Raw genomic sequence first — 23392 nt, forward strand, 5'->3', positions numbered from 1 at the left:
GGCAACTCATTGACATATCATCTGTTTTTTTGAGACTGCTTGCATAGATTCTTCAAAATTCACTTCACCGCAAACATGTGGCTTATTATCATGAAATGGTGACGTGATGTCTGATATATACTCAAACAACCTGGATCCTGCATCTTCAGGTTGCCTGGATACAGGACTGTATCTGATTCAATTTGAATGGTTTCATGAATGCAAAAACAGCATAAACATAAATTACAGGGAATTTCCGGCTGGCTGATTCTGGTCGCTTTTGATGTGGTCGTCGCACCATGCTGGTTTGTTGTTTATATTCTCTCTTTCTACTCAGAATTTTTTACCGAAGGCTACTGGACATTGCTGACCCACGCAGATTCTGAGTATTACACCGAAGGTTTTGCCGTCTCAATTGTTGTCCTGCTGGCGATTGGGTGCTTCAGGATTGCTGCCGGATTGTATGCAATTTATCTTTTCTTCCACAAAAAATCGGTGTTCCCGACTTTATATATCGCTATTTTGATCAGTATTGTTGTGCTGAATCTCGGGGAAGTCTGGTTTGTTCAACATTTCTTAAATACGGATGCCGGGCTGAACTGGCTGTATGGTTCTGTCGGCTCTGTTTTAATCTGGGGACTGTATCTGACCCGATCAAAGCGGGTACAGCATACATTTACCGAGCCATGTGGCAGAAGTCATATGGCTTTTTGGATCTGCAGTTTATTCATTGTCTTATACTCGGGTTTTAGTGGTTATTTTTACGGAATCAATAATGAGCAGGCTGCGCAGGTGACGGCTTTAAAGCATACCTTGTCTGAAATTGCCGGAGAAATTAACCGGGTTGCGCCGGATATGCTGGATGATGAGATTCGCTTCGATTCTGTACAGGCCAATGATCTAACACTGGAATATCGTTATTCGCTGATCGAATATGAAAAAAAATATATGGATGTGAATAAATTCTCTTCAATCATGATTCCGCGGATCATCCGGGAAGATTGCCTGAATAAAAATATTGTGGTTTTGATGGAGCAGGGGGCGGTATTAAGCCACACCTATTTTGATTTAAATGGTGAACGGTTAGCCGGTGTCGAAGTTGACCGGGAAAAATGTCTGGCAGCCCGGCTCAGCCGCACACCGATGTGATAGTTACCCATCGACAAACTTTAACGATAAATTTTTATTGAATGTACTCCTTCTCAAATATGAGACATATGTCTTTCAGCTTATTGTCTAGCCTTGTTTATAACGTTACTGATAGTGATGTTAATAGGAATGCAGGGGAAAGAAACTGGAATGCCGGTGCAGAACTAATCGCTGGTTTCTCGGATTCTTTACGTGATGAATAAATAATGGACAATAACCATGTTTCATACAAGTAAACTCAAAGATGGATTTGGTAAACTGGCAAAAAATGCAGGTATAGCCGGGGTTGCAATGGGAGTTGCGCTCAGCGCGCAAGCTGCAACAGTTGATTTGATTACAAATGGTGATTTCGAAACAGGAGATTTCACGGGCTGGTCAGTTTCAGGGACATTCAGTGGTACTTATACAATTAATGATGGGACACTGAATCCGCCAGGGCCGGCAGGTGTTTTGCCACCGATAACGGGTTCTTATGACGCAATTGGGCACCAGACTGGTGGCTCTGTTGCTTTATTGCAGCAGACGATTAGTGTGCCATATGGTATCTATTCGGCCAGTCTGACCTGGAATGATCGGATACGTAATTATGCGGCTTCGTTTATTGATCCGGGCCAGGAATACCGGGTGTTGATTCTGGATATGGCGAACACTGTACTGCAGGAGGTGTACTCGACGAATACCGGAGACACATTGCTGCAAATAGGTCCAAATTCCCGCTCTGCTGACCTGACCGGGCTGCTGCAAATGTATGAAGGACAGATGGTTGTCCTCAGTATCGAAACCCAGGCTCAAAGTTTTTTCCATACGGTGACCGTTGATGATGTACATCTTCTGGCAGGTTCATTGCCGATGGATAAAGGTGAATGTAAGAAAGGTGGGTGGGAAACTTTTGTGAATGTTAATTCAGGTACGCAGATCTTTAAAAATCAGGGAGACTGTGTGAGCTTCGTGGCATCTCAGGGTAAAAATCCGCCAGAAAATTTTGAGTATGAAGAGTAAGCAATTTTCTGACTGAAATATAAGAACCAATCAAGCGCTTCCTGTGTTTAAAAGCAGAAGCGCTTTTTTAGTTGTCTGGTCATAATAAATTGATTCTATACCCAAATAACCTGCATCTTCAGGTTGCTTGGGTATATACTTTCTTATCTCTGGATATACTGGTTCCATCAGGGAATCATCAGATTATTGATGATTGATTTTTAATGAATTTAAAAGGATTGATATGTTTATTGTTTCTTTGACTTACCGGTGCGAAGTATCTGAGATTGAAGCACATCTCGCGGCACATATTGACTATCTTGAGCAGCAGTATGCCTTGGGTAATTTTGTTGCTTCCGGGAGAAAAGTACCCCGCACTGGTGGTGTGATTCTGGCTGATATGCCATCGAAAGAAGCGCTGGAGGCTGTTTTAGCGGAAGATCCTTTTAAACAGCATCACCTGGCTGATTATGATGTGATCGAATTTATACCGACTAAAACCAGTGAAGCGCTGGCATCGATTCGTCAGTCTTTGTAATCTTTAAACGATTTTCATCGCCCTGTATACCCAAACAACCTGAACCCTGCATCTTCAGGTTGCTTGGGTATAGAGCTGATAAGCCTCTGCAGGGCGTTGTTTATTAAGGACGCTAAGCTAAAGGTGGCTTGGAAGTTGGCGCCTGTTTCCGTTTGGGGATCGCAATGGCAATGAAAATGATAAGTGCATAGCAGACTGCCCAGCCAAGGCACAGAAACACCAGCGAACAAAGCAGCAGCGATATACCGGCCAGCCCTTTATAAATACCAGTCAGTAACTTCCATGCTGAAATCATCGCCAGCAGGTAAATCATAATGAACACGCCGTTAGCCAGCTTAATAAATGAAGAGAGATCAAGGTGGGTGAACGCTTCAAGCAGAATCGATATCAGGATAATGCCGGCAATCAGCAGTGTGGCATTGGCCGGGATACCCCGGGACGATAGTCTGGTCAGCATGTGGTGTGGATGGTAGTGTCTGGCATGTGACCAGAGCATCCGGGATAAACTTTGCAGATACAGATTTATACTGGCAAAGCAGGCAAAAAAGCCGACCAGGTTAATGACGGAAGTCATTTGACCCCCGAATAGTTTCTGGCTTAGCCAGGGAATCGCTGTATTTTCCAGTTCAGGAGAGCCATACGCACCCCATTTGATCACAACAACAGAGCAGGCCCAGTAAGCCATCCCGGCAATCAGGCAACCGGCCAGTATTGACAGAGGAAAATCCCGTCCGGGATTTTTGAATTCCTCTCCCATATGGGCGAATGCTTCAATGCCTACAAAACACCAGAACATCACGCCCAGTGCCATCGCGATGGGTTTGACGGATGTAATGTTTAATGGTGGCATGACGAGATCTGCTGTTGTGATATCACTACACCAGAGTAGTGCAATCACCAGGGCAAAAATACTGAGAGCGATCAGCGTTTGTAATTGTCCGCTTGCTTTTGCTCCGGAGAGGTTGATGACGACCAGCAGGCATAGTGTCAGTATCTGTGCATAGATACTGGTGTTCAGTGGTGCGGGTAATAGTTGTTGCAGAAAACCGCCAGCCAGCAGAATTGCTGCCGGAACGCCGACCGGAATAACGCTGAGAAACAACCATGTGACCGCATTACCTAACTGAGGCTTATTGAATGCGATTCTGACAAAATGCGCGGTTCCTCCTGCATTGGGATAATGCTTGCCTAAAGCGGCAAAAGTCAGCGCCACAGGGCAAACGGCAATAAACAGGAACAGCCATGCCCAGGAAGTCATTTCCCCGGCTATACCGGCACTGATAGCCGGAATCATAAACAGACCGGTGCCCATGAGTGTTGTGGATAATTGACCGATTCCTGAAAGCAGGGTAATTTCTTTTTTAAGTTGTTGGGACATGGTGATATTTTGTTGGACAGCAGACATTCAGAATAACGTGAGTTGTGCCGGTATGCACGAGTCAAAGTGATATATTTAACAGCCGAAGTGACGGAAAATCATGTCATTTTGCTTCCCGGTGACGTGATGGCCGCCTTTATGGTGGTTTGGTGAATTATTGACGGTAGATGCAGACATAAATGGATAAATTTGATCAACATATCATTCAGATACTCAAAGCTGACGCACGTTGTTCTGTCAGCGAGATTGCCAAACAGGTGAATTTATCCCGCTCCGCAGTGACGGCAAGGATCAGGAAGCTGGAAGAAGACCGCGTGATTACCGGGTATCATGCTCAGGTGTCGTTATCTCAGGAATCACCGGCACAAATTTGTGCCTATCTTGCTTTGAAATTTGATACGTCATCATCAGGTATACATGACTGCACAACTTATGCGAATTCTTTAAGTCTGATTGATGGTATTCAGTGGTGTCATGGAATTAGCGGAGAAACGGACTTAATGCTTTATGTTCAGGTTGCAAATATGGGCAGGCTAAAAGAAATTATTGATACAATTTACACATATCCGCATTTAAGACAGCTGGTTACTCATACCGTTATTCATGAATTCTTTCATCATACAACAGAAAAGTAACAGGCTTGTCACCTTTGGGGTTGTCTGCTTTGCCCGGGTTCTCCTGATGACCAAATAAACTCAAATGGATATCATTATTGTCTTGATCCTGCGTTATCAGAACAGGAACGAAAGCGACAGGGAAACAATATTGCTGTCTCCGTCGATGTTCCCAAGCTGTATCGCTGAGAAAAATCCATTTGCATTTGTTTTCGGTGCCTGGACATATTCCCATTCCAGATTGAGTTTAACTTTCGGCGAAATATTGTACCTTACACCAGCCAGATATGATCGGTTTTTATAATTTTCATGGCCTTCACCATATTGAACATAGGGTGAAAACTCACCTTGCTCCTGTGCCAGACCAATATACCAGTTCGACAGTAAGTCTTTCTGATATAAAGTTTCCAGAGACAAGCTAAAGTTGTCATAAATCGTTTTAAACCCAAGAGAAATCAGATTGAGTTTGCGTCTTACCAGCAAGTAACCGTTTTTGGTGTTATCCGCTGTTGCTGAAAAATAGCTGAAGTGAAGCTGATTTTCGTCTTTGTACAGATCAATCGCTAAACCTTTACCGGTTGTGGTTTCAAATCCAAACTCCTGACCATAAAGTTCGAAATCATTTTTATCTTTCGTAGCCAGATAAGGTGAAATTTTGATCTGGGTCTGGTCGGAAAGCCAGAATTGTTGTTCCAGTGCCAGACCATCATAGTGGGTCATGCCCTGCACATTGTCATAGACATTATGAGGTGCACGCGCCCAAGGGTAAGCGGCTGAAACATAATAATATTCTGAGGAAATAAAGAATGGTAATCTTTGACGGCCCACTTTCGCAGTCAGATCACCTTTAGTATAGGCGAGATAAGCCCATTCCAGTTCCGGGTCTGAGAAATGGTCCTGTGGCCTTTTTACAATTTGTACCGAACTGCGCAATGTGTCACTGATGAGCCAGTCGCCCTGTAAACCTAATGTTGTATCACAATCGTAACAGGTTTCATCTTTGATATCCCGGTAAGTGAATATAGGAACAGAGGAGTCAGAACGGCTGACACTCAAGGTACCAAACCCACTTAAGCGGAGAGATTCGCTCAGATTATATTGGGCAAAAGCATTGGTGCACACAAAAAACAGAAGATAAATCATTGCCTTTTTCATAATGATTCCTCATCTCCGAATTGGTACAGGATATGTACTTTGTCTGAGACCCATTGCAGAGGAATATATGCAATGCCATTAGGATGCTCGGTTAACCAGTACTCTACAGCATCTATATTTTCTTGATTTAATTCATATGGAGGGACTTGTTTACCTGAAAAACTCTGCCTGGCACGAATTGCTTGCATTTGTGTTGGCGTTTTTCCTAATAACATGAGATAAAAGTGTTTTCTGACATTAGGGTTCATTGGAAGATCGACAAGTAACACATTTTGTCCTTCAATATGATTCAGTCGTCCCCTGTATAGCATCTTGACCTGACTGGAGGTCAGTGAAGGGAACGCAGAAGTAGATGTAATGATCGCGAATTGATCCGCAACACTGGAGAAACTCAGAATTGAGAATAAGACTCCGAACCAAAAGCTAATCAATCGCACACGTAAACCTCCATACGAACATAATAATGTATTAATCAGTGATCATATGCAATATCGACTATAGTTTTAACAGTAGGATATCATGAAAAAGTATCAAGTAGGAAAGTTATTGATAATGTCGATGTTCAAAAATTTGTCTATAAAATTTCGACTTATTATTCTGTGCATTATACCAACCGTGATTATTTGCTGGGGTGCATATTATTGGGCGGAACAAACCCGGGCCCGCCTAAGTGGTTACGCTGACATTACTTTAAAAGTGTCTGCGTTGGAACAGGTTTCTGCACTTTCAACTGAATTTTACCGGCTATTCACATTAAGGAATCAGTCGAAATTGATCAGTGAAGAACAACGTGACAGATTTACGAAGCTCACAGAAAAACTGATTGATGAATTAAAACCATATCAGGGAGATTTGTTTTCTTCGGTCGATAAACACGTGGTAATCGCTAATCTGAATGAGTTATCTCATTTGGTGCAGCAACTGAATCAGGTTCATGGTGAAGACCTGAGTGCTCAGTCCATGTGGGGCTTTGATTTGATGTATGAAATTCTTGCCGCGTTGCAAAAACAGCTGGATTCTCAGGTCTCACCAAAAACTTATCAGTTGTCGGCAGTATTTGATTATTTAAGCTGGTTTTTATACTGGGTCGAGCGGGAAGCATGGCTGATGCAGGATATTCGCCTGCACCGGAAAATTGATGTGTCTTTAAGACAGGACTATTTCGAAGCAATTGCCAGACAGCAAAGTTATCTGGACAACTTTGTTAATTTTGGCGCAACCGGATTACAGCTGGAACAGATAACTAAATTGTTGTCTAAAAAAGAATTTCAGCGTTCAGGCATGCTGCGGGATAAGATCATGCGTGGTCAGATTGAACCTGAATTTCTTGAGCAGTATATTAATGATCTTGAGAGTCAGCAAAATGCAATTTATCAGCTGTTTGCCGGCTTTTCAGTCACATTATCCAAAACAATTAATCAGTATGTGAAAGAGGATAAGCGCTCAATTCAGATGACGTTTGCAGCTATCTTTCTGATTTTGTGTGGACTGATGTGGATTAGTATCAGTACGTCTTACCGGATATCTTCCAAGCTGGATTTGATCCTGCAAACGATGAATCGCTTAAATGATAAAAAGAGCAAAAATATTGAGCCGATTGCTGTGGACGGAAACGATGAGTTTTCCCGTTTTATCCAAAGTCTGAATGAGATTATTCAACAGTTGTCCGAACATGAGGCCTGCCTGATTCAGGCAAAAGAAGAAGCGATTGCTGCAAACCGTGCCAAAAGTGTTTTTCTGGCGAATATGTCGCATGAAATCCGTACGCCGTTAAATGGGATTGTCGGATTAACGGAAATTTTAACCATGAATGGCCTGAAACCAGGGCAGCGGGATATTATTGCCGATATTGAAACGTCTTCCCAGACACTGCTGATTCTGATTAATGATATTCTTGATTTATCTAAAATTGAATCGGGTCGTTTAACGATTTCCAGCCATACCTTTAATTTGAAAGAGCTGGTTTATGATACTGTCAATCTGATGAAATCAAATGCTGTGGCACAGTTTAATGAACTGCAGATTAAACTTGATGCTAACCTGCCTGATTACGTGATGACTGATGAATTCAGACTCAAGCAGATTCTGACCAACTTGCTGTCTAATGCGACCAAGTTTACCCAGGAAGGCTACATTACCACTTATGTGTCGTTTGATGCGGATAATTCCCGGCTGATGTTCAGGGTTGCAGACACCGGGATTGGGATTGACGCGCAAAAGCTACCCACCATTTTTGAATTATTCCGGCAGGAAGATGACAGCATTACCAGAAGGTATGGTGGAACGGGTTTAGGATTGCCTATTTGTAAACAACTTCTCGATTTAATGAATGGTTCTCTGGATGTTGAATCCATTAAAGGGAAAGGCAGCAGCTTTGCTTTTTCTTTACCGGTAGAGTTACCGCGTCAGAGCTCCGGTGAAGTCATAAACTTTAATGTTGATGCTTTACTGATTTCAAACAAATCAATTTATACTCAAAATATTCAGCAGGACAGTGCGAGGATGGGTATCCGTTTGTCAACCGTTGAGTCGATTCAGGACATCGATAAGCGTTTGCATCAGAAGCCGGATTTTGTGCTTTATTGTCCCTGTTTAACACGGAGTGCAAATCGCGAAATTACAGAGTTGAGGCTGATTTACTCTGAGTCGAAGATCATGATCTGTCAGCATCACCTGTTTATGAGCCGGGAACTGATCAATCTTGCGGATATGAATATTACGCTGCCGTTTCTTGGTGTGCGCTTTGAGGCTGCTGTCAGAGATGCGCTGGTCGTCATGTCTGATCTTTATGATAATCATGCTTCAAAAGATCATCCCGGACGGGCCGGAACCCGGATTCTGGTTGTGGAAGATAATTTAATGAATCAGAAAATTGCCAGCTTTTTTCTGGATAAGGCAGATTATGAATATACGGTTGTTAACAATGGTCAGGAAGCGTTGGATGTCATCACACAGGGTGGCCAGTATAACGCAATTTTAATGGACTGTATGATGCCCGTGATGGACGGTTTAACAGCAACAAGAAAAATCCGTAGCTGGGAGATTGATAATCATCATGCACATATTCCAATCATTGCTCTGACGGCCAGTGTTTTAGATGAAGATATTGAAAAATGCTATGAAGCCGGTATGGATGCATACTTGCCCAAACCCTATAAGTCTGAGCAATTATTAAAAGTGTTTAATGAGCTGCAGGTCTATTCTACCGGCAGCTAAATATAAACAGGACTATTCATCCCTGAGCTGTCGGTGGTGTAATTCTTTCAGTGGCAGCCAGTGAACTTTGATGCCAGCCTGCAGAAACATATCCTGGCTGACCTGAATTTTGTCTCCCCAGCGGGAGAGAAAATCCTCCGTTTGTTCCGGACAGAAAACGGCGGATATGCCGGTTTGAATAATTTTTGCTGCACAGTTCGGACAGGGGAAATGAGTGACGTAAATATCACATCCATCGAGATCCCGTTTTGCAAACAAAATGGCGTTTTCTTCGGCATGTAAGGTTTTCAGATATTTCATTTCCCGATCGTCAATATCGACACTATCAGAAATACCATGTGGATAGCCGTTAAACCCGACTGAGATAATCCGGTTTTGCCGGGTAATCACGGCACCGACCTGCGTCGATGGGTCTTTACTCCAGGAAGCGACTAATTCTGCCATTTGATAAAATCGATGTGCCCACTTTGATATCATTCAGGTTTTCCTTATCTTATTCGTCATCTCGCCATAACTTATTTGTTGTTTTTACAAAATGAATATTATTGTAGTTTGACGTTCAGATGAACCCTTAGGGTGACATTTGTCGGTGATTATATTGATTCTGGCCGCTATCTTATGTTTATCGCCTGCTAAAAAAGCATTCCACCATGTTTTTCATGAAAAAGGTTTCTGACAAACACTGTATCGTATAATGTCGCTAAGACATGTAAGAGATATCGCACAATCATTGTAGGATATTGCTATTTTACCATAGGGAAAATTTGCCTGATTTTTACGTAAACACTTGAAAAATATTAATAATATTCTATGTCTGTGTTCCTGGCGGGGGGGCAGGTAATGGATTTCATGGTTTGCCAACCGGGTAAATTATCTTATTCTTAAGGTGTCAACAGGATGTTGAAACAGGACTCAGGGATTGGTTATCTTCAGGAAGAAGATAAGATTGTTCAGGATGAATAATCAGCCAGGAAGGCCGTAGAAAGACATGGATGACTTTTCTGTCAGGAAGACAGAACAAAGGACACCGCCAGGAAGGCGACGAAATGGAATGTGCTAAAGGATTTAGCGGATTATCACGGAGTTGATGCAGGGAGCACTTTGAGTAGCCGGATTGCTGCGGATAAGGTCAGAAACCCCACCAGACGTAAGTTTGGTGGGGTTTTCTTTGTTGGAACGGATATTGTGAAATTGAAGATCACCCTGTAGGATGAGCTCAATTTTCCGGGTAAGAAGAGTCCGAATATATGCAAGCTGAAGTAACATGGGTTGATGGGTTAAAGTTTTCAGGCCTGTCTGGATCTGGTCATTGTATGGCGATGGATGGCAATCAGGGAGAATCAGCACCGAGTCCGATGGAAGTCGTGTTGATGGCTGCCGGTGGTTGTAGTTCTGTTGATGTTGTTGAAGGATTAAAAAGTGCTGACCAGCAGGTTAGTGGCTGTTGCGCGAAGCTGACAACTGAACGTCGCGAAACGGCTCCCCGGGTTTTCACCAGTATTAATATTCATTTTGAGGTAAAAGGGATTGAGCTGGATCCCTCCGTAGTGGCTCAGGTGACGTCGGATTCGCTACAGAAGTACTGTTCTGTTTGCCTGATGCTGGGGCAGGGTGTTGAAATGACGCATACCTGGCAAATTGTGGATGTGAATGAATAGTCATCATCCCCGTTCGAAAAAGACAACATGGCATCTGCATCCCCGTTTAGAAATTCAGCAGGCGCCATCTGATGTCTTTATGAATTTTGAAGCGTTCGTTTCGAACACAGAAACAAGAGTCCACAGTCATCCCTGGGGACAGGTACAGCTCATTTCCGGTGGAATTCTGGAAATGGAGGCAGAAGGGACCCGCTTTCTGGCTCCGCCTCATCTGGCCATCTGGGTTCCGGCAGGTACAACACACCGAAGTTATAACCGCAGGCCGATAGAATACTGCTCCCTGAATATTGACATGGCATTAACGGGAACGTTTCCCGGGAAAACCAGCCTGATCAGCGTCACGCCAATTATTACAGCCATTATTGAAGATTTTCGTCAGCGCCAGATTGGAATTCCTGAGACAGAAACCGATAAACGTCTTGTCCAGGTTTTACTGGATCAATTATCCGCTCAGGAAGTCGAGCAGCATTTTATTCCCGTTTCCCAACACAAATATCTGGCCCCGGTTCTCGCTCATGTGGAAGAAAACCCTGCGGATAACACCAGCCTGAAAGAGTGGGCCCGGCGGGTGCATACAACTGAGAGAACGCTGGCCCGTCATTGTCAGACTGAGCTGGGTATGAGTTTTACCGAGTGGCGTTTACGGGTTCGGTATCTGTATTCAATGGAGCTACTGAGAAATGGTTGCTCGGTGAAACAGGTCGCTCTGACACTGGGATACCGTCAGGCGAGTCCGTTTATCAGCATGTTTAAAAAATATGCGGGGATCACGCCTGAACAGTATAAATACCGATTACTGCCTGTGATTCAGGATGAAATCTAATCCACCGGTAATCGCGGCGACCTGAACATCATCACACTGCTCTGAAGTCAGTTCATCCGGACAAACCCGGGTTGTCGTTCGGAAGTAACAGCTTGTCAGGCTATTACAACGTCTGAGTGCTTTCATCGCAATATGGCTGACACCACTGGTGTCAGATATTTCACTTAATCCTGTTTGTAATACCTGCTGAGCAGATGCCATGATCGCCTTCTGAAACGGATACTGAGGATTTTCAGTGTCGGTAATCAGGCTGAATGGTCTGCGGGATGTCTTTATATTTGTGTCGGGTCCGGAAATTGTTGTCTCCGGTGAAGTTTCCTGCAGGTCAAAGTGAGCGATGATCTTCGAGGTATAAGCCGCAATTAACTGGATGACATGTGACGATTCTTCACAGGGACTGGCGGTATAGAAATGACAGTCGGGATCGTATGCATGTGGATCCTGAATATTTGATGTTTCATAGCTTCGTGGGCTGACACAGGGAACACATAACAGATTGAAGTGTTTTGTGTATTTTTGGGCTGCTGTTTCCAGAAAACTGAGAATACCCGAAATACTGCTGCAGTCTTGTCCGTGCACACCTCCGGTCAGCAAAATGACCGGGTGGCCGTTCTGCCAGTTTTTATTTTTCAGATAGTAGAGCGGGTAGCGCTCAGGATCGCAGGACAGAACGCCGTATCTGGAAATGGTAAAGTGTGTTTCCAGACGTAAAATACGGGCGACGACATCCACCTGATAATCAGGCAGCTCTCTGGTTCCATCACGGATTGATTCTCGTATGACTTTCTTTCGTCGCCGGCCCGGGGCCGGTATTGCGTGGTAAGATGAAGTAATCATGTTAGTCCTTTAAACGTCTAGACGTTATCAGATTGAAAAGATGAATGATGATCGTATTTTCGGGTTACTCTGGTCGGCAACCTTGTGTCTTGATACGATAACTATTTGTTTTTATTTGATTTATAATAAATTCAGAACATAAGGCTGGAGCTGTTGTACGTTGGTCTGGGTGAGATTCTGGTGAATTTTATATGGGACTGCATAAAGAATTTACTCAGATGAAGGGAGCTGGTTCAGGCCGGTGACTCCATTTCATACATTCTGATTTGACTGAATTATCAGCAATCTGCCACAAAAACTTTACCAAAAACTATCAAGAAACCGTCATCAGAAACTACTTCAAGATGAACAACAGAGCCAGCATACAGGATATAAAATCATTTAATCCTGCCTTTTAGTAAGGGTAATAGCAGAATAGTCTCTTCGCAAATTATAATTTTATCTTATTGATTTAAAATAATTTATTATTGACAAATTATTCACTAACTTTTGTTGTAATTCACAGATGACTAAATCGTTCTCCCGTTTTACCAAGTGAACCCAATCGTGGTAAATTCAGGGTCCGGTTTCTGCAAAGGGCAAAAAATGGCGGGTTTGAGTTTACTTACGTTACTGGATGACATTGCAACAACACTGGATGATATTGCCGTGATGTCAAAAGTGGCTGCAAAAAAAACAGCGGGTGTTTTGGGAGATGATTTAGCTTTAAATGCCCAGCAGGTTTCCGGGGTAGCCGCGGAACGGGAAATTCCCGTGGTCTGGGCCGTCGCAAAGGGGTCGCTGAGAAACAAAATGATTCTGGTGCCGGTGGCATGGTTACTGAGTTTATTTGCCCCCTGGCTGATTATGCCTTTGCTCTTAACTGGCGGATTATATTTATGTTTCGAGGGAGCAGAAAAGCTGGCTGAGAAATGGCTGCATTCACCTGTGAAAGATGAGGATGAAGATGCTGGCGATACGACTGAGCTTTCTGTCGGAGAGTATGAACAGAAGAAAGTTGCCGGCGCTATCAGAACGGATTTTATTCTTTCTGCTGAAATTATCGTGATTGCGCTGGGAACAGTTCAGAATCAGAATGCATTAAACCAGATACTGGTGATGAGTTTTGTCGCTTTACTGATGACTGCCGGTGTTTATGGTATTGTCGCTGCAATCGTGAAGCTCGATGATCTGGGGTTTTATCTGGAACGTCATGCCGGACAAAGCCGGTTGCTCAGAAATACCGGAAAGATATTAATCCACACCGCCCCGCGCCTGATGAAGCTGCTGACCGTTGTTGGTACGGCGGCTATGTTTTTAGTTGGCGGCAGTCTGGTGGTTCACCAGCTCTCTGTTGTACATCATTTACTTGAGCATTTGCTGGTCTGGTTACCTGACTCAGGGATTTTTCATACTCCGGCTGAGTTAGTTGCTCATAGTGTGACCGGATTGATGCTTGGGATGGTGCTGGTTATTGCCGTGCATTTGATGAAAAAAATCCGCGGCACTTTAGTTAAACCGGAATAAACCTGTTCTTTGAACCGGTTTATTCCGTGATGACTATATACCCTGCATCTTCAGGTTGTTTGGGTATATTTGTTTACACCGGGTTATCTGACTTTCCAGAGAATCTCTTCGCCGCCACGAACAGGGACCACGATATCATTGCCGAATGGCATGGTTTCAGGAACCGGCCAGCTTTCTTTGACTAAAGTAATTGTGTCTGAATTTCTTGGTAATCCGTAGAAATCAGGTCCGAAATGGCTGGAAAATCCTTCCAGACGATCAAGTTTTCCTGCCTGATCAAAAACTTCTGCATATAATTCAATGGCAGCATGGGCTGTATATGACCCGGCACAACCACAGGCTGTCTCTTTCTTATGTTTTGCGTGCGGCGCTGAATCTGTTCCAAGGAAAAATTTCGGATTTCCTGAAGTTGCAGCCTGAATCAGGACCTGTTGGTGAGTATTACGCTTCAGAATTGGCAGGCAGTAGAAATGTGGTTTGATTCCGCCGACCAGCATATGATTCCGGTTATATAACAAATGATGGGCAGTGATGGTTGCGGCAACATTGTTGCCCGCCTGACTGACAAACTCAGCTGCATCGGCAGTCGTAATATGTTCCAGAACAATTTTCAGCCCCGGAAAGTCCTGAACAACCGGGGTCAGAACTTGTTCTAAAAATATTTTTTCCCGATCAAATATATCGATATCATCGGTTGTAACTTCTCCATGGACAAGCAGTAGCATGCCAGCTTCCTGCATTGCTTCTAAGACCGGATAGATATTTTTTACAGATGTTACCCCTGAATCTGAATTGGTGGTTGCCCCTGCCGGATAGAGTTTTGCGGCGACAATCAGGCCGGATGCTTTGGCCTGTTTAATTTCATCGGGTGTGGTGTTGTCAGTCAGATAAAGAGACATCTGAGGAGAAAATGTTGCAGCCGGACCAGCATTCATGATTCGCTGATGATATTCTGCTGCCAGTTGCGTGGTGGTAATAGGCGGAATCGTATTGGGCATAATCAGCGCCCGGCCATTGTAACGGCTGATATCCCGGACCGTATCAATTAAAACATCGCCATCCCGAAGATGCACGTGCCAGTCGTCAGGCCGGGTGATTGTTAAAGTTGTCATAGAAGATTCCACCATATATGAATTATAAGAAAAACCTGCGCTCAGAGTTCAAAAAAACCGGGCGACAGGATGATAGAAGAAAAAGTAATGGATTTCATCCTTTAATTGCCGGTATGGTTATCTGAATCGACCTGCCTGGCTGCTGCGTATGTGAAGTCGGAAACATGGCAGAGAGAAAATAATAATGAAGCAAAGGAGAAATGATGTTGTTAGCAAAAGTCAGTCAAATCAATGTGTATCCGGTGAAGTCTGCCGGTGGTATCTCAGTTTCTCAGGGATGGGTTGAAAAGCAGGGGCTCGCTTTTGACCGGCGGTTTATGCTGGCATTGCCTGACGGGCAAATGGTCACAGCGAGAACGTTTCCGCAGATGCTGCAGATATCCAGTGTCATTGTGTCTGACGGGCTGCGTTTCAGTATGAAGGATATGCCGGCTTTGCATCTGCGTTATCAGGATTTCAAAATGCAGGAAGTTGACAGTACGGTCTGGAACGATACGTTCACCGCTTATACCACCACCGATGAAGCCAATGACTGGTTCAGCCGGATTACCGGCAGGCACGTGGAACTTTTATTTACCGGCGAAACTTCAAATCGTTACCGGAAAAAAATCGGACATGAGGTCAGTTTTGCGGATGGCTATCCGTTATTGTTGATCAGTGAAGCCTCACTGGCTGCATTAAATGAGCGAAGCGCTGAGCATCATTGCATGTCTCAGTTCAGAACAAATCTTGTGGTGTCAGGTACAGAACCTTTTGCGGAAGATGGCTGGAAACGGATCCGTATTGGTGAGGTTGAATTCGACATCGTGAAGCCATGTGAACGATGTATTATGACGACTGTTGATCCGGCCACTGGTCAACCGAGGCCGACAAAAGAGCCGCTCCGGACGCTGTCTCAATTCAGAGCCAATGAATCAGGTGGCGTGTTTTTCGGACAGAATCTGGTCGCAAAAAATGAAGGTATAATCCGGGCTGATGATAGTGTGGAAGTGCTGGAATATCAGGAAAAAACCATTTATCCGGACCGGAAGGAGCAGCGGGTACTTGAGTGTGTCAGCCGGGAAGAGATTGCCCGTGATTTCGTGACTTTCTGGTTGTCCGCCCGGCAGGGGACAATGGCTGAATATTTTCCCGGACAGTTTATCTCTGTCGAATTGATCATTGACGGAGAACCGCAATCCCGCTGTTACACGCTTTCTTCATCACCATCCCGTCCTGACTTGGTGGCAATTTCTGTCAAACGGGTGCAGGACGGCATCGTTTCAAACTGGCTGATCGACCAGTTCCATGCCGGTGATGTGCTGCTGGCCAAAGCTCCGGCGGGCGATTTTCATCTTCCGTCGCAATTATCCCGGCCTCTGTTGTTATTGTCGGCGGGAAGTGGTGTGACGCCGATGTTGTCAATGGTCCGGTATCTCGCAGACAGATCTCAGCTGAATGATGTCGTGTTTTATCATCAGTGCCGTTCTGTGGCAGATATTCCCTGCCGTGATGAGTTACAGGCACTCCGGCAACAGCATCCCGGATTACGGGTGATATTCTCGCTGACTCAGCCTCCGGTTGACTGGTTCGGACTGAAAGGACGGTTTTCATCTGCACACATGCGTCAGATTCCGGAGCTGGCGCAAAGAGAAGTGTTCATTTGCGGCCCGGAAGGATTTATTGAACAGGCAAAAACATTAGTGACCGGAGCTGGTGTGCCGGAAGATAGCTGTCATCAGGAACTGTTTGCAGTAACTCAGGAACGTTCTTCAGAACCTTATCAGGAACTGATGATTCGTATAAATGATCATCTGATATCCGGGAATAATCAGAAAACGCTGCTGGAGCAGGCGGAAAGTCAGGATGTTTCAATCCCCAACAGCTGTCGTGCCGGTTTGTGTGGTGCCTGCAGAGTAAAAATCGATAAGGGGCAGGTCAGACAGGAAAGCTCACCTGCACTTGATGCGCTTGCAGCTGATCAGGGGATCGTTCTCGCTTGTTGCTGTATTCCTGAAACCGATATTGAAGTGAGTTTCTGAGTCGTGCGCAGCCTTTCCCGGGGAACTGCTTCCGGGGAAAGGTGTTCCCGGGAAAACTACCTTTCAGAGGCGTTATTCTCCGAGGAGCGACCGGCGCATATGCTGGTATTGCTTTAATTGTCCTTCAAACAGCTTTTGAGCAATCAGGTCCGGGCTGCTGCCGGATAGCTTCATTTTCTGTGCTTCCCTGATGAGCAAAGCAAGGTGGATATCCGGTGACACACTGTTTTTCTCTGCACTGTTTTCAGACTGCCATTGCAGAACCTGTTTGGTTTGAGAAGCTGGTAACGCCGGGGTGGATTGCCGGATTTCATCTTTCAGGACTGCAGTCAAATGCGGAAACACGGCTTCCTCTCTGGTGCAGCTTCTCAGACGATGAAGCAGTGATAGGCACAAACCGGACGGTGATACATAACCAGCCTGAGACGGAAAATCTTCTGCTAACCGGGCTGAAAATTCAACATGTATTCCCCTGGTTCCCGGCAGAAATGTCAGTGCATTCAGGCAACGAAAGGGAATCCAGACGGCCTGCCCTGATGAAACGATATACTCATATTTGCCCAGTCTGAGCAGCAACATACCTTCTTCTATAAGAAAAAACTGATGCTTCAGCGATTTCTTTCTTGCGGTGAAGTGAAGGAAATCTTTCTGAAAAAATTCACTTTGAATGGCGTAATGCATATTGACTCTCTCTCTCTTGCCGGGCGCGTAAGGTTAACGCCTTTGGCCGGAAAAGCCAAATATCCCTGAATGACCTGATCATCATACCTTCAGCCTGTTTGGGCAGGGAACGGAAGTGACGTTCAATTTCCTACAACCTGCATTCTGGTCCGACCAGTATGCGGGTTGTTGAAGAAAAGCTGCGGACTGGCTGAAGTACGCGTAGAATGGTCCAGTTTTTTTTCAAAGAAATGAAGTTATGACATCAGAAACAGACCCGTATGCGGAAATTCGCCCGTATACTGACGCCGAGATTCCGGCAGCGATTGATCGATTAATTCAGGATGATGAATTCATTCATGCCATTGTGGAACACCGGTTTGATAAGCACAGTGGATGGGTAAAAGCTCTGTTTTCTCCCCTGGTCAAAATCTATCTGAGACTCAAATGGCGCAAACTGACTACCGTAGAATCAATCCAGTTGGAAGTAAAAAAGTATCTTGAGCAGACTTTGAAAAGCACTTCCCGTGGGGTGACATATTCCGGACTGGATAAGCTGGACAGAAACCAGTCTTATCTGTTTGTCTCTAATCATCGGGATATCGCGATGGATCCAGCTTTGGTCAATTACGGGCTGTATATCAATGACCACCAGACAGTACGGATCGCGATTGGAGACAATCTGTTACGTAAGCCATGCGCCACTGAGTTGATGAAACTGAACAAGAGCTTTATTGTGAAACGTTCTGCAAAAGGCCCCAGAGAGATGATGAAAGCGCTGGGAACTCTGTCTGCCTACATTAAAGATTCTCTGGATACAGGAAACTCAGTGTGGATTGCTCAGCGGGAAGGGCGGGCCAAAGATGGTAATGACTTAACCGACCCTGCGCTTTTAAAGATGTTTCATGTCGAAGGGCGTCGGCAAAAGACAGATTTTGCTGCCTATATTCAGTCACTCAGATTAGTACCCGTTTCAATTTCATATGAAAATGATCCGTGTGATATTGCAAAAGCCAAAGAGTTGTATGAAAAGGCAACGCATGGTGCTTACGAAAAAGGTGAATTTGAAGATATTGAAAGCATCATTCAGGGCATTGTCGGTGATAAAGGCCACATTCACGTCGCTTTCGGGGATGTTATCGGGCAGGATTTTGAGTCACCTGAAGCACTGGCTGCTGAAATTGACCGGCAAATTCATCAAAATTACAGGTTATTCCCGGTGAATTTACTTGCTGCTGGTCAGGAAGACAGTGCCGGTATCACGGATACAACCCGTCAGACGCTGAAACAAAAGCTGGCTAAGTTGCCGGAAGGTGCGCATAAATATTTGCTCTCGAGCTATGCGAACCCTGTGAAAAACGTACCGGAGTAACCCCGTACCCAAAATAATCTCTTACCCGGAAACGGTTCTGTTGCAGAACATGCCTGTCGCCAGACAGATAGCAGAATTGTTTCCGGCGGTTGTCAGGTTATCTGACAACAACGCCTCCGAGTGTCAGCTTCTCCGGCCATTTTTTGATAACATTCCCACCAAGAAAAATATTGCCTTTGACGGTGAGCTGGTCCGGGAGGGCTGTGATACCCGAACCGCCGATATGCAGGTCGCCATCAACAATTAATCCGTTTGGTAGTTTTGACAGTGGTGTCCTGACGACACTCAAATCACCTTTAACCCGAAATCGCGCCGGTAGTTTATTCAGTTGTGTATCCGTAAAATTCAGGTAACCACCGACCCGGATTCCTGCAGGCCAGTTTTTGATTTGAGCACCGAGAAAATTAGCAGATCCCTTGATTTTGGTTCCTCTGGGGACTTTCTCCAATGCACAGTTGGTTGCGACCAGGCTTCCCTGTACATCAAGTCCCTTGGGCAATGATCTGATATCTGTCCGGGAGATATTCAGATCCCGTTTTACGACCAAACCATCCGGTAACTGAGTATAGGGCTTATCGGTTAAATCGAGGTTGCCATAGTTATCCAGATAATTCAGCAAATGATAGTGATCCAGCAGTGCAGCCGAAACCGGGAAATGTATCAGCAATAAACAACCGAGAAGAAAGGCTATGATTTTACGCACAATTTTATTCTTAATACTGACATTTTATGGGTTTTAGTATGGCGGAAGCCTGAAAGGCTTTCAATATGAAGGGCGAAGAAAGATTAGACAACAGAAGCTGATGAATTGTGAGTCAGGGCCTGCCAATGCTCATCGTGGCGCCAGGTCAGGCCCCGGGAAAGGAATTACCCTTTGTTCAGGGAACGCGACTTCAGTTCAAAAATTATTTTCTCAGCACTGACTTCAAACTCAAATTTTGCGGTGAGCTCCTGGGTATCTTCATTGATAGGATCCGCTTCATACCGGACATTGGCACAAACCTGTTTCGCAAGCTCAATATATTTATCCAGTTCAGATTGCAATGTGGCATTGGTTCCACCCATGATTTTTACATCAGCAACATTGTCCCCTTCCTTGATGATATAACCGATTTCTCCGAAGGTTCCGCATGCTTCGCAGACTTCATTTTCAACTTGGTCATTTGTGCTCATAAGATATCCTCTAAAATAACGACTATTTATTTTTAAGTCTTCAAACTCATTATACTTGAAATCGTGAATGATATTACGGTTTTATTTTATTCCCAGCTATTCAGATTATTATCAAATGAGTTTCTGATTTATCCGGCCAATATCTGCCTCTGGTTCAGAACATTTCTGAAGGTTTTTTATTTCATATAAAAAACAGATTGGTCATCTGGATTATATATAAAATATCTGAATGTGATTGTGTTCACGAAATCATCAGTTGTAGTGCTAGGAATGTAGCAGATTTGGTACGAGTTAATTGTACACCCTCCGGGATTTGAGAACATGAGGTAAAAATAAAGACAAGATTTCGTTTGTCTGTGATTTATTCCGGTGAACTCCGGAAATTTACGGGTGAGCTGAAATTCAGGGAATAACCGGATCATCATATTTGGTACCGGCTTCTCTGGGCAACACTATTTTTACACGGCGGAAATATCTTCTCAGGACTTAGTGAAGATAGCCTTATTTTTTCGAGAGAGCAGAACTATGCCAAAGCGTAGCAAAGAAGAGACAGAAATTACTATCCAAACTATTTTGGATGTAGTTGTAGATCAGATTTTAAATTTGGGATACGACAAAATGTCATATACAACGTTAAGTGAGCAAACAGGTATATCACGGACAGGCATTAGCCATCATTTCCCGCGTAAGATTGATTTTGTTGCTGCATTAGACAGCAAAATATATCAGCTTTTAATTTCTTATCTGGATTTGGATAGTGGTGTTCAGTCATTTCGTGAAAGCTGGATAAAAGCTTTAAAACAACCGCAATTTATTGCTGTGTTACGGCTTATTTTTCATCACATTATCTCCACCGAAGGATCGGTTGAATTTTCCCGCAAAGGTTTGGATTGTGTTTATTCTCAAATTAAAGACAGACTGGGGACAGACGCAGAAAAAGAACTGGAGTGGCTGATTGGTAAATCGTTGATCGTGATGGGACAATGATCCGTCGAAAGGCTGTGAAAATCAGTCTTTCATTCACCATAATGATAAATAACTTGCAATATTGATGCTCGTTTTATTGCATCAGTTGAATGTTTTATGCAGGATTCACAGTGTAATTTATATTGATATTTCTATCGTCTCATATATGTATTTAACCTGTTTTTTGTTAAATTAGCGCGATGATGGTCATGAATATTGATTCCGGTTGAGTTCAATGTTATTCGTAAAAATTAAAACGGCATAGTTTGGACATTCACAAGATGCTGAATATTAACGTCGGTGGGTTGGTTATCCCGGAAGCCCTTCTGGATAACTGGCACACCATTGTGAATTTAACAACAGATCTCCTGAAATTAAGTTCTGCGGCAGTTTATGTTTGCAGGAATGATAATAAGGCAGAAGAATTGTGTGGATATGTGAGTGAAGATGTATTCCCTCAGGTTTCTTCTGAATCTGTAATTCCTTTTGTACAGACAGTGATGAAATCGCATCAGCCACTGTGGTTTCCGGATCCGGATAACGGGAAGACTGCTCGTTTGATGAGTGAACCGGTGCCAACAGTCTCTACAGCTGGTGCGTTTCCCTTGTTTTGGCCGACCAGGCAGCTATTCGGTGTATTCGTCATTGCCCACGGGCATGACCGGGTGTTGACCGGTAAAGAGCATTTGCTGTTGGAAAATTACCGCCAGACTATCGAATTTCATCTTGCCGGTATCTATCAACAGGCTGAAATCCGTCATCTGAATCATCGTTTAGAACAGTTTCAGGATCTTGATTATAAGAATCTGACTGATTTTCTGTGTCAGGAGATTGATCGCCGGAAAGTGGTCGAGCAGCAGCTTCGTTATCATAAACATTATGATTCCGGAACCGGGTTTTTGAACCGTTTCTCTCTGGATATGAAGCTGAGAAACCTGTTATCGGTGAATCAGGACGAGTTTGCGCTTATTTATATCGGGTTTCAAAATGCCTATGTATTGCAAAGTCAGTTCGGGTATCAGGCATGGGATGACGTTCTCCGTCAATACCGAAAGCGGCTGGCATCTCTCGATAGCCGGTTCAGAATCATGACGGCAAGGCCAAATTCGACTGATTTAATCCTGATTGTTGAGTCTGAACAGTTGATTTCTGACCTGGAAAAAATATGTCATATCCTGTCAGAGCAGAGCCAGACGGAGATGATGGTCCAGCAGGACTCTTTTCCTTTAAGAAGCTATGTGGGTGTTGCAACCGCAGCTGAAGGACAAACGGCAGTCGCATTAATTGAAGAAGCGTTCTCAGCCATGTTGTCCTGCAAAGATTCGGGCGATTCGTGGGCTTATTCTTCCGAATTATTAGCCAAATCACCATTACGGATTCATCAGCTGGAGAATTTTTTATACAACGCCGTTAAAAATGAGAATATGCGGTTATATTTTCAGCCCAAAGTGTGTCCCGACACTTATCAGTGGCAGGGGGCAGAAGCGTTGTTACGCTGGCAGCATCCGGTTCTGGGTGATATTTCAAATGAAACATTGATTCATCTGGCAGAAAAGAATGGGTTAATCTTTGAAATCGGTGCCTTTGTATTACGTGCGGCAATCAGCAAGGCCAGTCAGTGGCGGCATTATGCACCGGTATTTAAGATGGCGGTGAATATCTCAGCCAGGCAGCTCTGTGATGTCAGATTAGTTGAACAGGTCAAACAGTTCTTAGATGAGTTTCACCTTCCGGCAAGTTATCTGGAAATTGAGGTGACAGAAAGTGCGCTCATCACCGATGAAACGATGGCCCTTGAAGTACTTGAACGGTTACATGCTTTAGGGATTACCTTGTCTCTGGATGATTTCGGAACCGGATATGCTTCATTCAGCTATCTGAAAAAATATCCGTTTGATTGTATCAAAATAGACAAAAGTTTTATCCATTCAATCGAACACAACGATAAAGACCGGGAAATTGTCCGCTCGATCATCCAGATTGCCGGGAAACTGGATTTACAGGTGATTGCGGAAGGGATTGAAACACAGGCGCAGGAACAATTTGCAATACGTGAAGGTTGCTCTTCCTGCCAGGGGTTCCTTTATGGGCGGCCGATGCCTTCTCATGAGTTCGAGAAAAAGCTAATCCAACAAGAGCTGGCCGGGTGTCACAGTTCAGAATGAACGTCATCCGGAAATTGAGCATCACAGGGGAAACAGGACTAAAAAACCCGGCCCTGAATTTCAGTGCCGGGCTATGTCAAAGGTCAGCAGAA

21 protein-coding genes are annotated in these 23392 nt (G+C 44.2%); 12 read left to right on the forward strand and 9 right to left on the reverse strand.

Annotation, left to right across the window (positions count from 1 at the left end):
- Positions 1–198 precede the first annotated feature (198 nt).
- The 3 genes from OC443_RS20435 (at position 199) to OC443_RS20445 (ending at position 2644) form a co-directional block, all read left to right on the forward strand.
- Complete coding sequence (locus OC443_RS20435) at positions 199–1128, forward strand: DUF2569 domain-containing protein (protein ID WP_073586075.1); 930 nt, start codon at positions 199–201, stop codon at positions 1126–1128.
- Positions 1129–1347: 219 nt separating this feature from the next.
- Entirely contained in the window at positions 1348–2127 is a 780-nt protein-coding gene (locus tag OC443_RS20440) for a hypothetical protein (protein ID WP_073586074.1), read from the forward strand.
- A gap of 223 nt (positions 2128–2350) precedes the next feature.
- A complete protein-coding gene (locus OC443_RS20445; RefSeq protein ID WP_073586087.1) occupies positions 2351–2644 on the forward strand; it encodes a YciI family protein in 294 nt (97 codons plus the stop codon).
- 112 nt (positions 2645–2756) lie between these two features.
- On the opposite strand, the gene yjeH is transcribed toward OC443_RS20445, so the two are convergent.
- The gene (gene yjeH, locus OC443_RS20450; RefSeq protein ID WP_073586086.1) at positions 2757–4022 is read right to left on the reverse strand and encodes an L-methionine/branched-chain amino acid transporter; all 1266 of its coding nucleotides are present in this window, start codon (positions 4020–4022) and stop codon (positions 2757–2759) included.
- A 179-nt stretch (positions 4023–4201) separates the two neighbouring features.
- Between yjeH and OC443_RS20455 the strand changes: the two genes are divergently transcribed.
- The gene (locus OC443_RS20455) at positions 4202–4657 is read left to right on the forward strand and encodes an Lrp/AsnC family transcriptional regulator (RefSeq protein WP_073586073.1); all 456 of its coding nucleotides are present in this window, start codon (positions 4202–4204) and stop codon (positions 4655–4657) included.
- 96 nt (positions 4658–4753) lie between these two features.
- On the opposite strand, the gene OC443_RS20460 is transcribed toward OC443_RS20455, so the two are convergent.
- Both OC443_RS20460 and OC443_RS20465 read right to left on the reverse strand, forming a co-directional pair.
- The gene (locus OC443_RS20460) at positions 4754–5791 is read right to left on the reverse strand and encodes an outer membrane protein (RefSeq protein ID WP_073586072.1); all 1038 of its coding nucleotides are present in this window, start codon (positions 5789–5791) and stop codon (positions 4754–4756) included.
- Positions 5788–6060 carry a hypothetical protein gene (locus OC443_RS20465; protein ID WP_234976459.1) on the reverse strand — a complete coding sequence of 91 codons (273 nt, stop codon included), beginning with the start codon at positions 6058–6060 and terminating at the stop codon, positions 5788–5790. The genes OC443_RS20460 and OC443_RS20465 overlap by 4 nt, the downstream gene beginning before the upstream one ends.
- A gap of 502 nt (positions 6061–6562) precedes the next feature.
- Between OC443_RS20465 and OC443_RS20470 the strand changes: the two genes are divergently transcribed.
- Positions 6563–9007, forward strand: coding sequence for an ATP-binding protein (locus OC443_RS20470; protein ID WP_159440377.1), 2445 nt, complete (start codon positions 6563–6565; stop codon positions 9005–9007).
- Between the two features lie 12 nt (positions 9008–9019).
- Here OC443_RS20470 and OC443_RS20475 read toward each other — a convergent pair whose 3' ends face one another.
- Positions 9020–9484, reverse strand: a complete 465-nt coding sequence (locus tag OC443_RS20475; protein ID WP_073586069.1) for a dCMP deaminase family protein — start codon at positions 9482–9484, stop codon at positions 9020–9022.
- A 770-nt stretch (positions 9485–10254) separates the two neighbouring features.
- On the opposite strand from OC443_RS20475, the gene OC443_RS20480 reads away from it, so the two are divergent.
- On the forward strand, positions 10255–10665 hold the full coding sequence (locus OC443_RS20480; RefSeq protein ID WP_073586068.1) for an OsmC family protein: 411 nt from the start codon (positions 10255–10257) through the stop codon (positions 10663–10665).
- On the forward strand, positions 10658–11488 hold the full coding sequence (locus OC443_RS20485; RefSeq protein ID WP_073586067.1) for an AraC family transcriptional regulator: 831 nt from the start codon (positions 10658–10660) through the stop codon (positions 11486–11488). The genes OC443_RS20480 and OC443_RS20485 overlap by 8 nt, the downstream gene beginning before the upstream one ends.
- On the opposite strand, the gene OC443_RS20490 is transcribed toward OC443_RS20485, so the two are convergent.
- Positions 11459–12325: a M14 family metallopeptidase gene (locus OC443_RS20490; RefSeq protein WP_073586066.1), complete on the reverse strand. Its 867-nt coding sequence runs from the start codon at positions 12323–12325 to the stop codon at positions 11459–11461. The two genes, OC443_RS20485 and OC443_RS20490, sit on opposite strands and share 30 nt — an antisense overlap.
- A 585-nt stretch (positions 12326–12910) precedes the next feature.
- Between OC443_RS20490 and OC443_RS20495 the strand changes: the two genes are divergently transcribed.
- Positions 12911–13831 (forward strand): DUF808 domain-containing protein, encoded by a 921-nt coding sequence (locus OC443_RS20495; RefSeq protein WP_073586065.1) that lies wholly within the window; start codon positions 12911–12913, stop codon positions 13829–13831.
- Between the two features lie 83 nt (positions 13832–13914).
- Here the strand turns inward: OC443_RS20495 and pyrC are convergent, their stop codons facing one another.
- Positions 13915–14943 (reverse strand): dihydroorotase, encoded by a 1029-nt coding sequence (pyrC, locus tag OC443_RS20500; protein WP_073586085.1) that lies wholly within the window; start codon positions 14941–14943, stop codon positions 13915–13917.
- Positions 14944–15146: 203 nt separating this feature from the next.
- On the opposite strand from pyrC, the gene OC443_RS20505 reads away from it, so the two are divergent.
- On the forward strand, positions 15147–16964 hold the full coding sequence (locus OC443_RS20505) for a hybrid-cluster NAD(P)-dependent oxidoreductase (RefSeq protein WP_073586064.1): 1818 nt from the start codon (positions 15147–15149) through the stop codon (positions 16962–16964).
- Positions 16965–17036: 72 nt separating this feature from the next.
- Here OC443_RS20505 and OC443_RS20510 read toward each other — a convergent pair whose 3' ends face one another.
- Entirely contained in the window at positions 17037–17645 is a 609-nt protein-coding gene (locus OC443_RS20510) for a cupin domain-containing protein (protein WP_073586063.1), read from the reverse strand.
- A gap of 238 nt (positions 17646–17883) precedes the next feature.
- Here OC443_RS20510 and OC443_RS20515 point away from each other — a divergent pair, with 238 nt between their 5' ends.
- Positions 17884–18996, forward strand: coding sequence for a 1-acyl-sn-glycerol-3-phosphate acyltransferase (locus OC443_RS20515; RefSeq protein ID WP_073586062.1), 1113 nt, complete (start codon positions 17884–17886; stop codon positions 18994–18996).
- Between the two features lie 97 nt (positions 18997–19093).
- Here OC443_RS20515 and OC443_RS20520 read toward each other — a convergent pair whose 3' ends face one another.
- Positions 19094–19699, reverse strand: a complete 606-nt coding sequence (locus tag OC443_RS20520) for a hypothetical protein (protein WP_073586061.1) — start codon at positions 19697–19699, stop codon at positions 19094–19096.
- A gap of 164 nt (positions 19700–19863) precedes the next feature.
- Positions 19864–20169: a DUF406 family protein gene (locus OC443_RS20525; RefSeq protein ID WP_073586060.1), complete on the reverse strand. Its 306-nt coding sequence runs from the start codon at positions 20167–20169 to the stop codon at positions 19864–19866.
- A 525-nt stretch (positions 20170–20694) separates the two neighbouring features.
- On the opposite strand from OC443_RS20525, the gene OC443_RS20530 reads away from it, so the two are divergent.
- Together OC443_RS20530 and OC443_RS20535 are read left to right on the forward strand one after the other, a co-directional pair.
- The gene (locus tag OC443_RS20530) at positions 20695–21156 is read left to right on the forward strand and encodes a TetR/AcrR family transcriptional regulator (protein WP_073586059.1); all 462 of its coding nucleotides are present in this window, start codon (positions 20695–20697) and stop codon (positions 21154–21156) included.
- 260 nt (positions 21157–21416) lie between these two features.
- Positions 21417–23300, forward strand: a complete 1884-nt coding sequence (locus tag OC443_RS20535; protein WP_073586058.1) for a putative bifunctional diguanylate cyclase/phosphodiesterase — start codon at positions 21417–21419, stop codon at positions 23298–23300.
- Positions 23301–23392 lie beyond the last annotated feature (92 nt).

It is taken from the genome of Vibrio quintilis (assembly GCF_024529975.1).
GTDB lineage: Bacteria > Pseudomonadota > Gammaproteobacteria > Enterobacterales > Vibrionaceae > Vibrio > Vibrio quintilis.

Bases quoted from the DNA above. Each gene is read 5' to 3' on its own strand.
- OC443_RS20515 (WP_073586062.1), top strand. From the start codon at position 17,884: ATGACATCAGAAACAGACCCGTATGCGGAAATTCGCCCGTATACTGAC.
- OC443_RS20475 (WP_073586069.1), bottom strand. From the start codon at position 9,484: ATGATATCAAAGTGGGCACATCGATTTTATCAAATGGCAGAATTAGTC.
- OC443_RS20485 (WP_073586067.1), top strand. From the start codon at position 10,658: ATGAATAGTCATCATCCCCGTTCGAAAAAGACAACATGGCATCTGCAT.
- OC443_RS20495 (WP_073586065.1), top strand. From the start codon at position 12,911: ATGGCGGGTTTGAGTTTACTTACGTTACTGGATGACATTGCAACAACA.
- OC443_RS20480 (WP_073586068.1), top strand. From the start codon at position 10,255: ATGCAAGCTGAAGTAACATGGGTTGATGGGTTAAAGTTTTCAGGCCTG.
- OC443_RS20535 (WP_073586058.1), top strand. From the start codon at position 21,417: ATGCTGAATATTAACGTCGGTGGGTTGGTTATCCCGGAAGCCCTTCTG.
- OC443_RS20530 (WP_073586059.1), top strand. From the start codon at position 20,695: ATGCCAAAGCGTAGCAAAGAAGAGACAGAAATTACTATCCAAACTATT.
- OC443_RS20525 (WP_073586060.1), bottom strand. From the start codon at position 20,169: ATGAGCACAAATGACCAAGTTGAAAATGAAGTCTGCGAAGCATGCGGA.
- yjeH (WP_073586086.1), bottom strand. From the start codon at position 4,022: ATGTCCCAACAACTTAAAAAAGAAATTACCCTGCTTTCAGGAATCGGT.
- OC443_RS20445 (WP_073586087.1), top strand. From the start codon at position 2,351: ATGTTTATTGTTTCTTTGACTTACCGGTGCGAAGTATCTGAGATTGAA.
- OC443_RS20455 (WP_073586073.1), top strand. From the start codon at position 4,202: ATGGATAAATTTGATCAACATATCATTCAGATACTCAAAGCTGACGCA.
- OC443_RS20460 (WP_073586072.1), bottom strand. From the start codon at position 5,791: ATGAAAAAGGCAATGATTTATCTTCTGTTTTTTGTGTGCACCAATGCT.
- OC443_RS20435 (WP_073586075.1), top strand. From the start codon at position 199: ATGCAAAAACAGCATAAACATAAATTACAGGGAATTTCCGGCTGGCTG.
- OC443_RS20490 (WP_073586066.1), bottom strand. From the start codon at position 12,325: ATGATTACTTCATCTTACCACGCAATACCGGCCCCGGGCCGGCGACGA.
- OC443_RS20510 (WP_073586063.1), bottom strand. From the start codon at position 17,645: ATGCATTACGCCATTCAAAGTGAATTTTTTCAGAAAGATTTCCTTCAC.
- pyrC (WP_073586085.1), bottom strand. From the start codon at position 14,943: ATGACAACTTTAACAATCACCCGGCCTGACGACTGGCACGTGCATCTT.
- OC443_RS20505 (WP_073586064.1), top strand. From the start codon at position 15,147: ATGTTGTTAGCAAAAGTCAGTCAAATCAATGTGTATCCGGTGAAGTCT.
- OC443_RS20440 (WP_073586074.1), top strand. From the start codon at position 1,348: ATGTTTCATACAAGTAAACTCAAAGATGGATTTGGTAAACTGGCAAAA.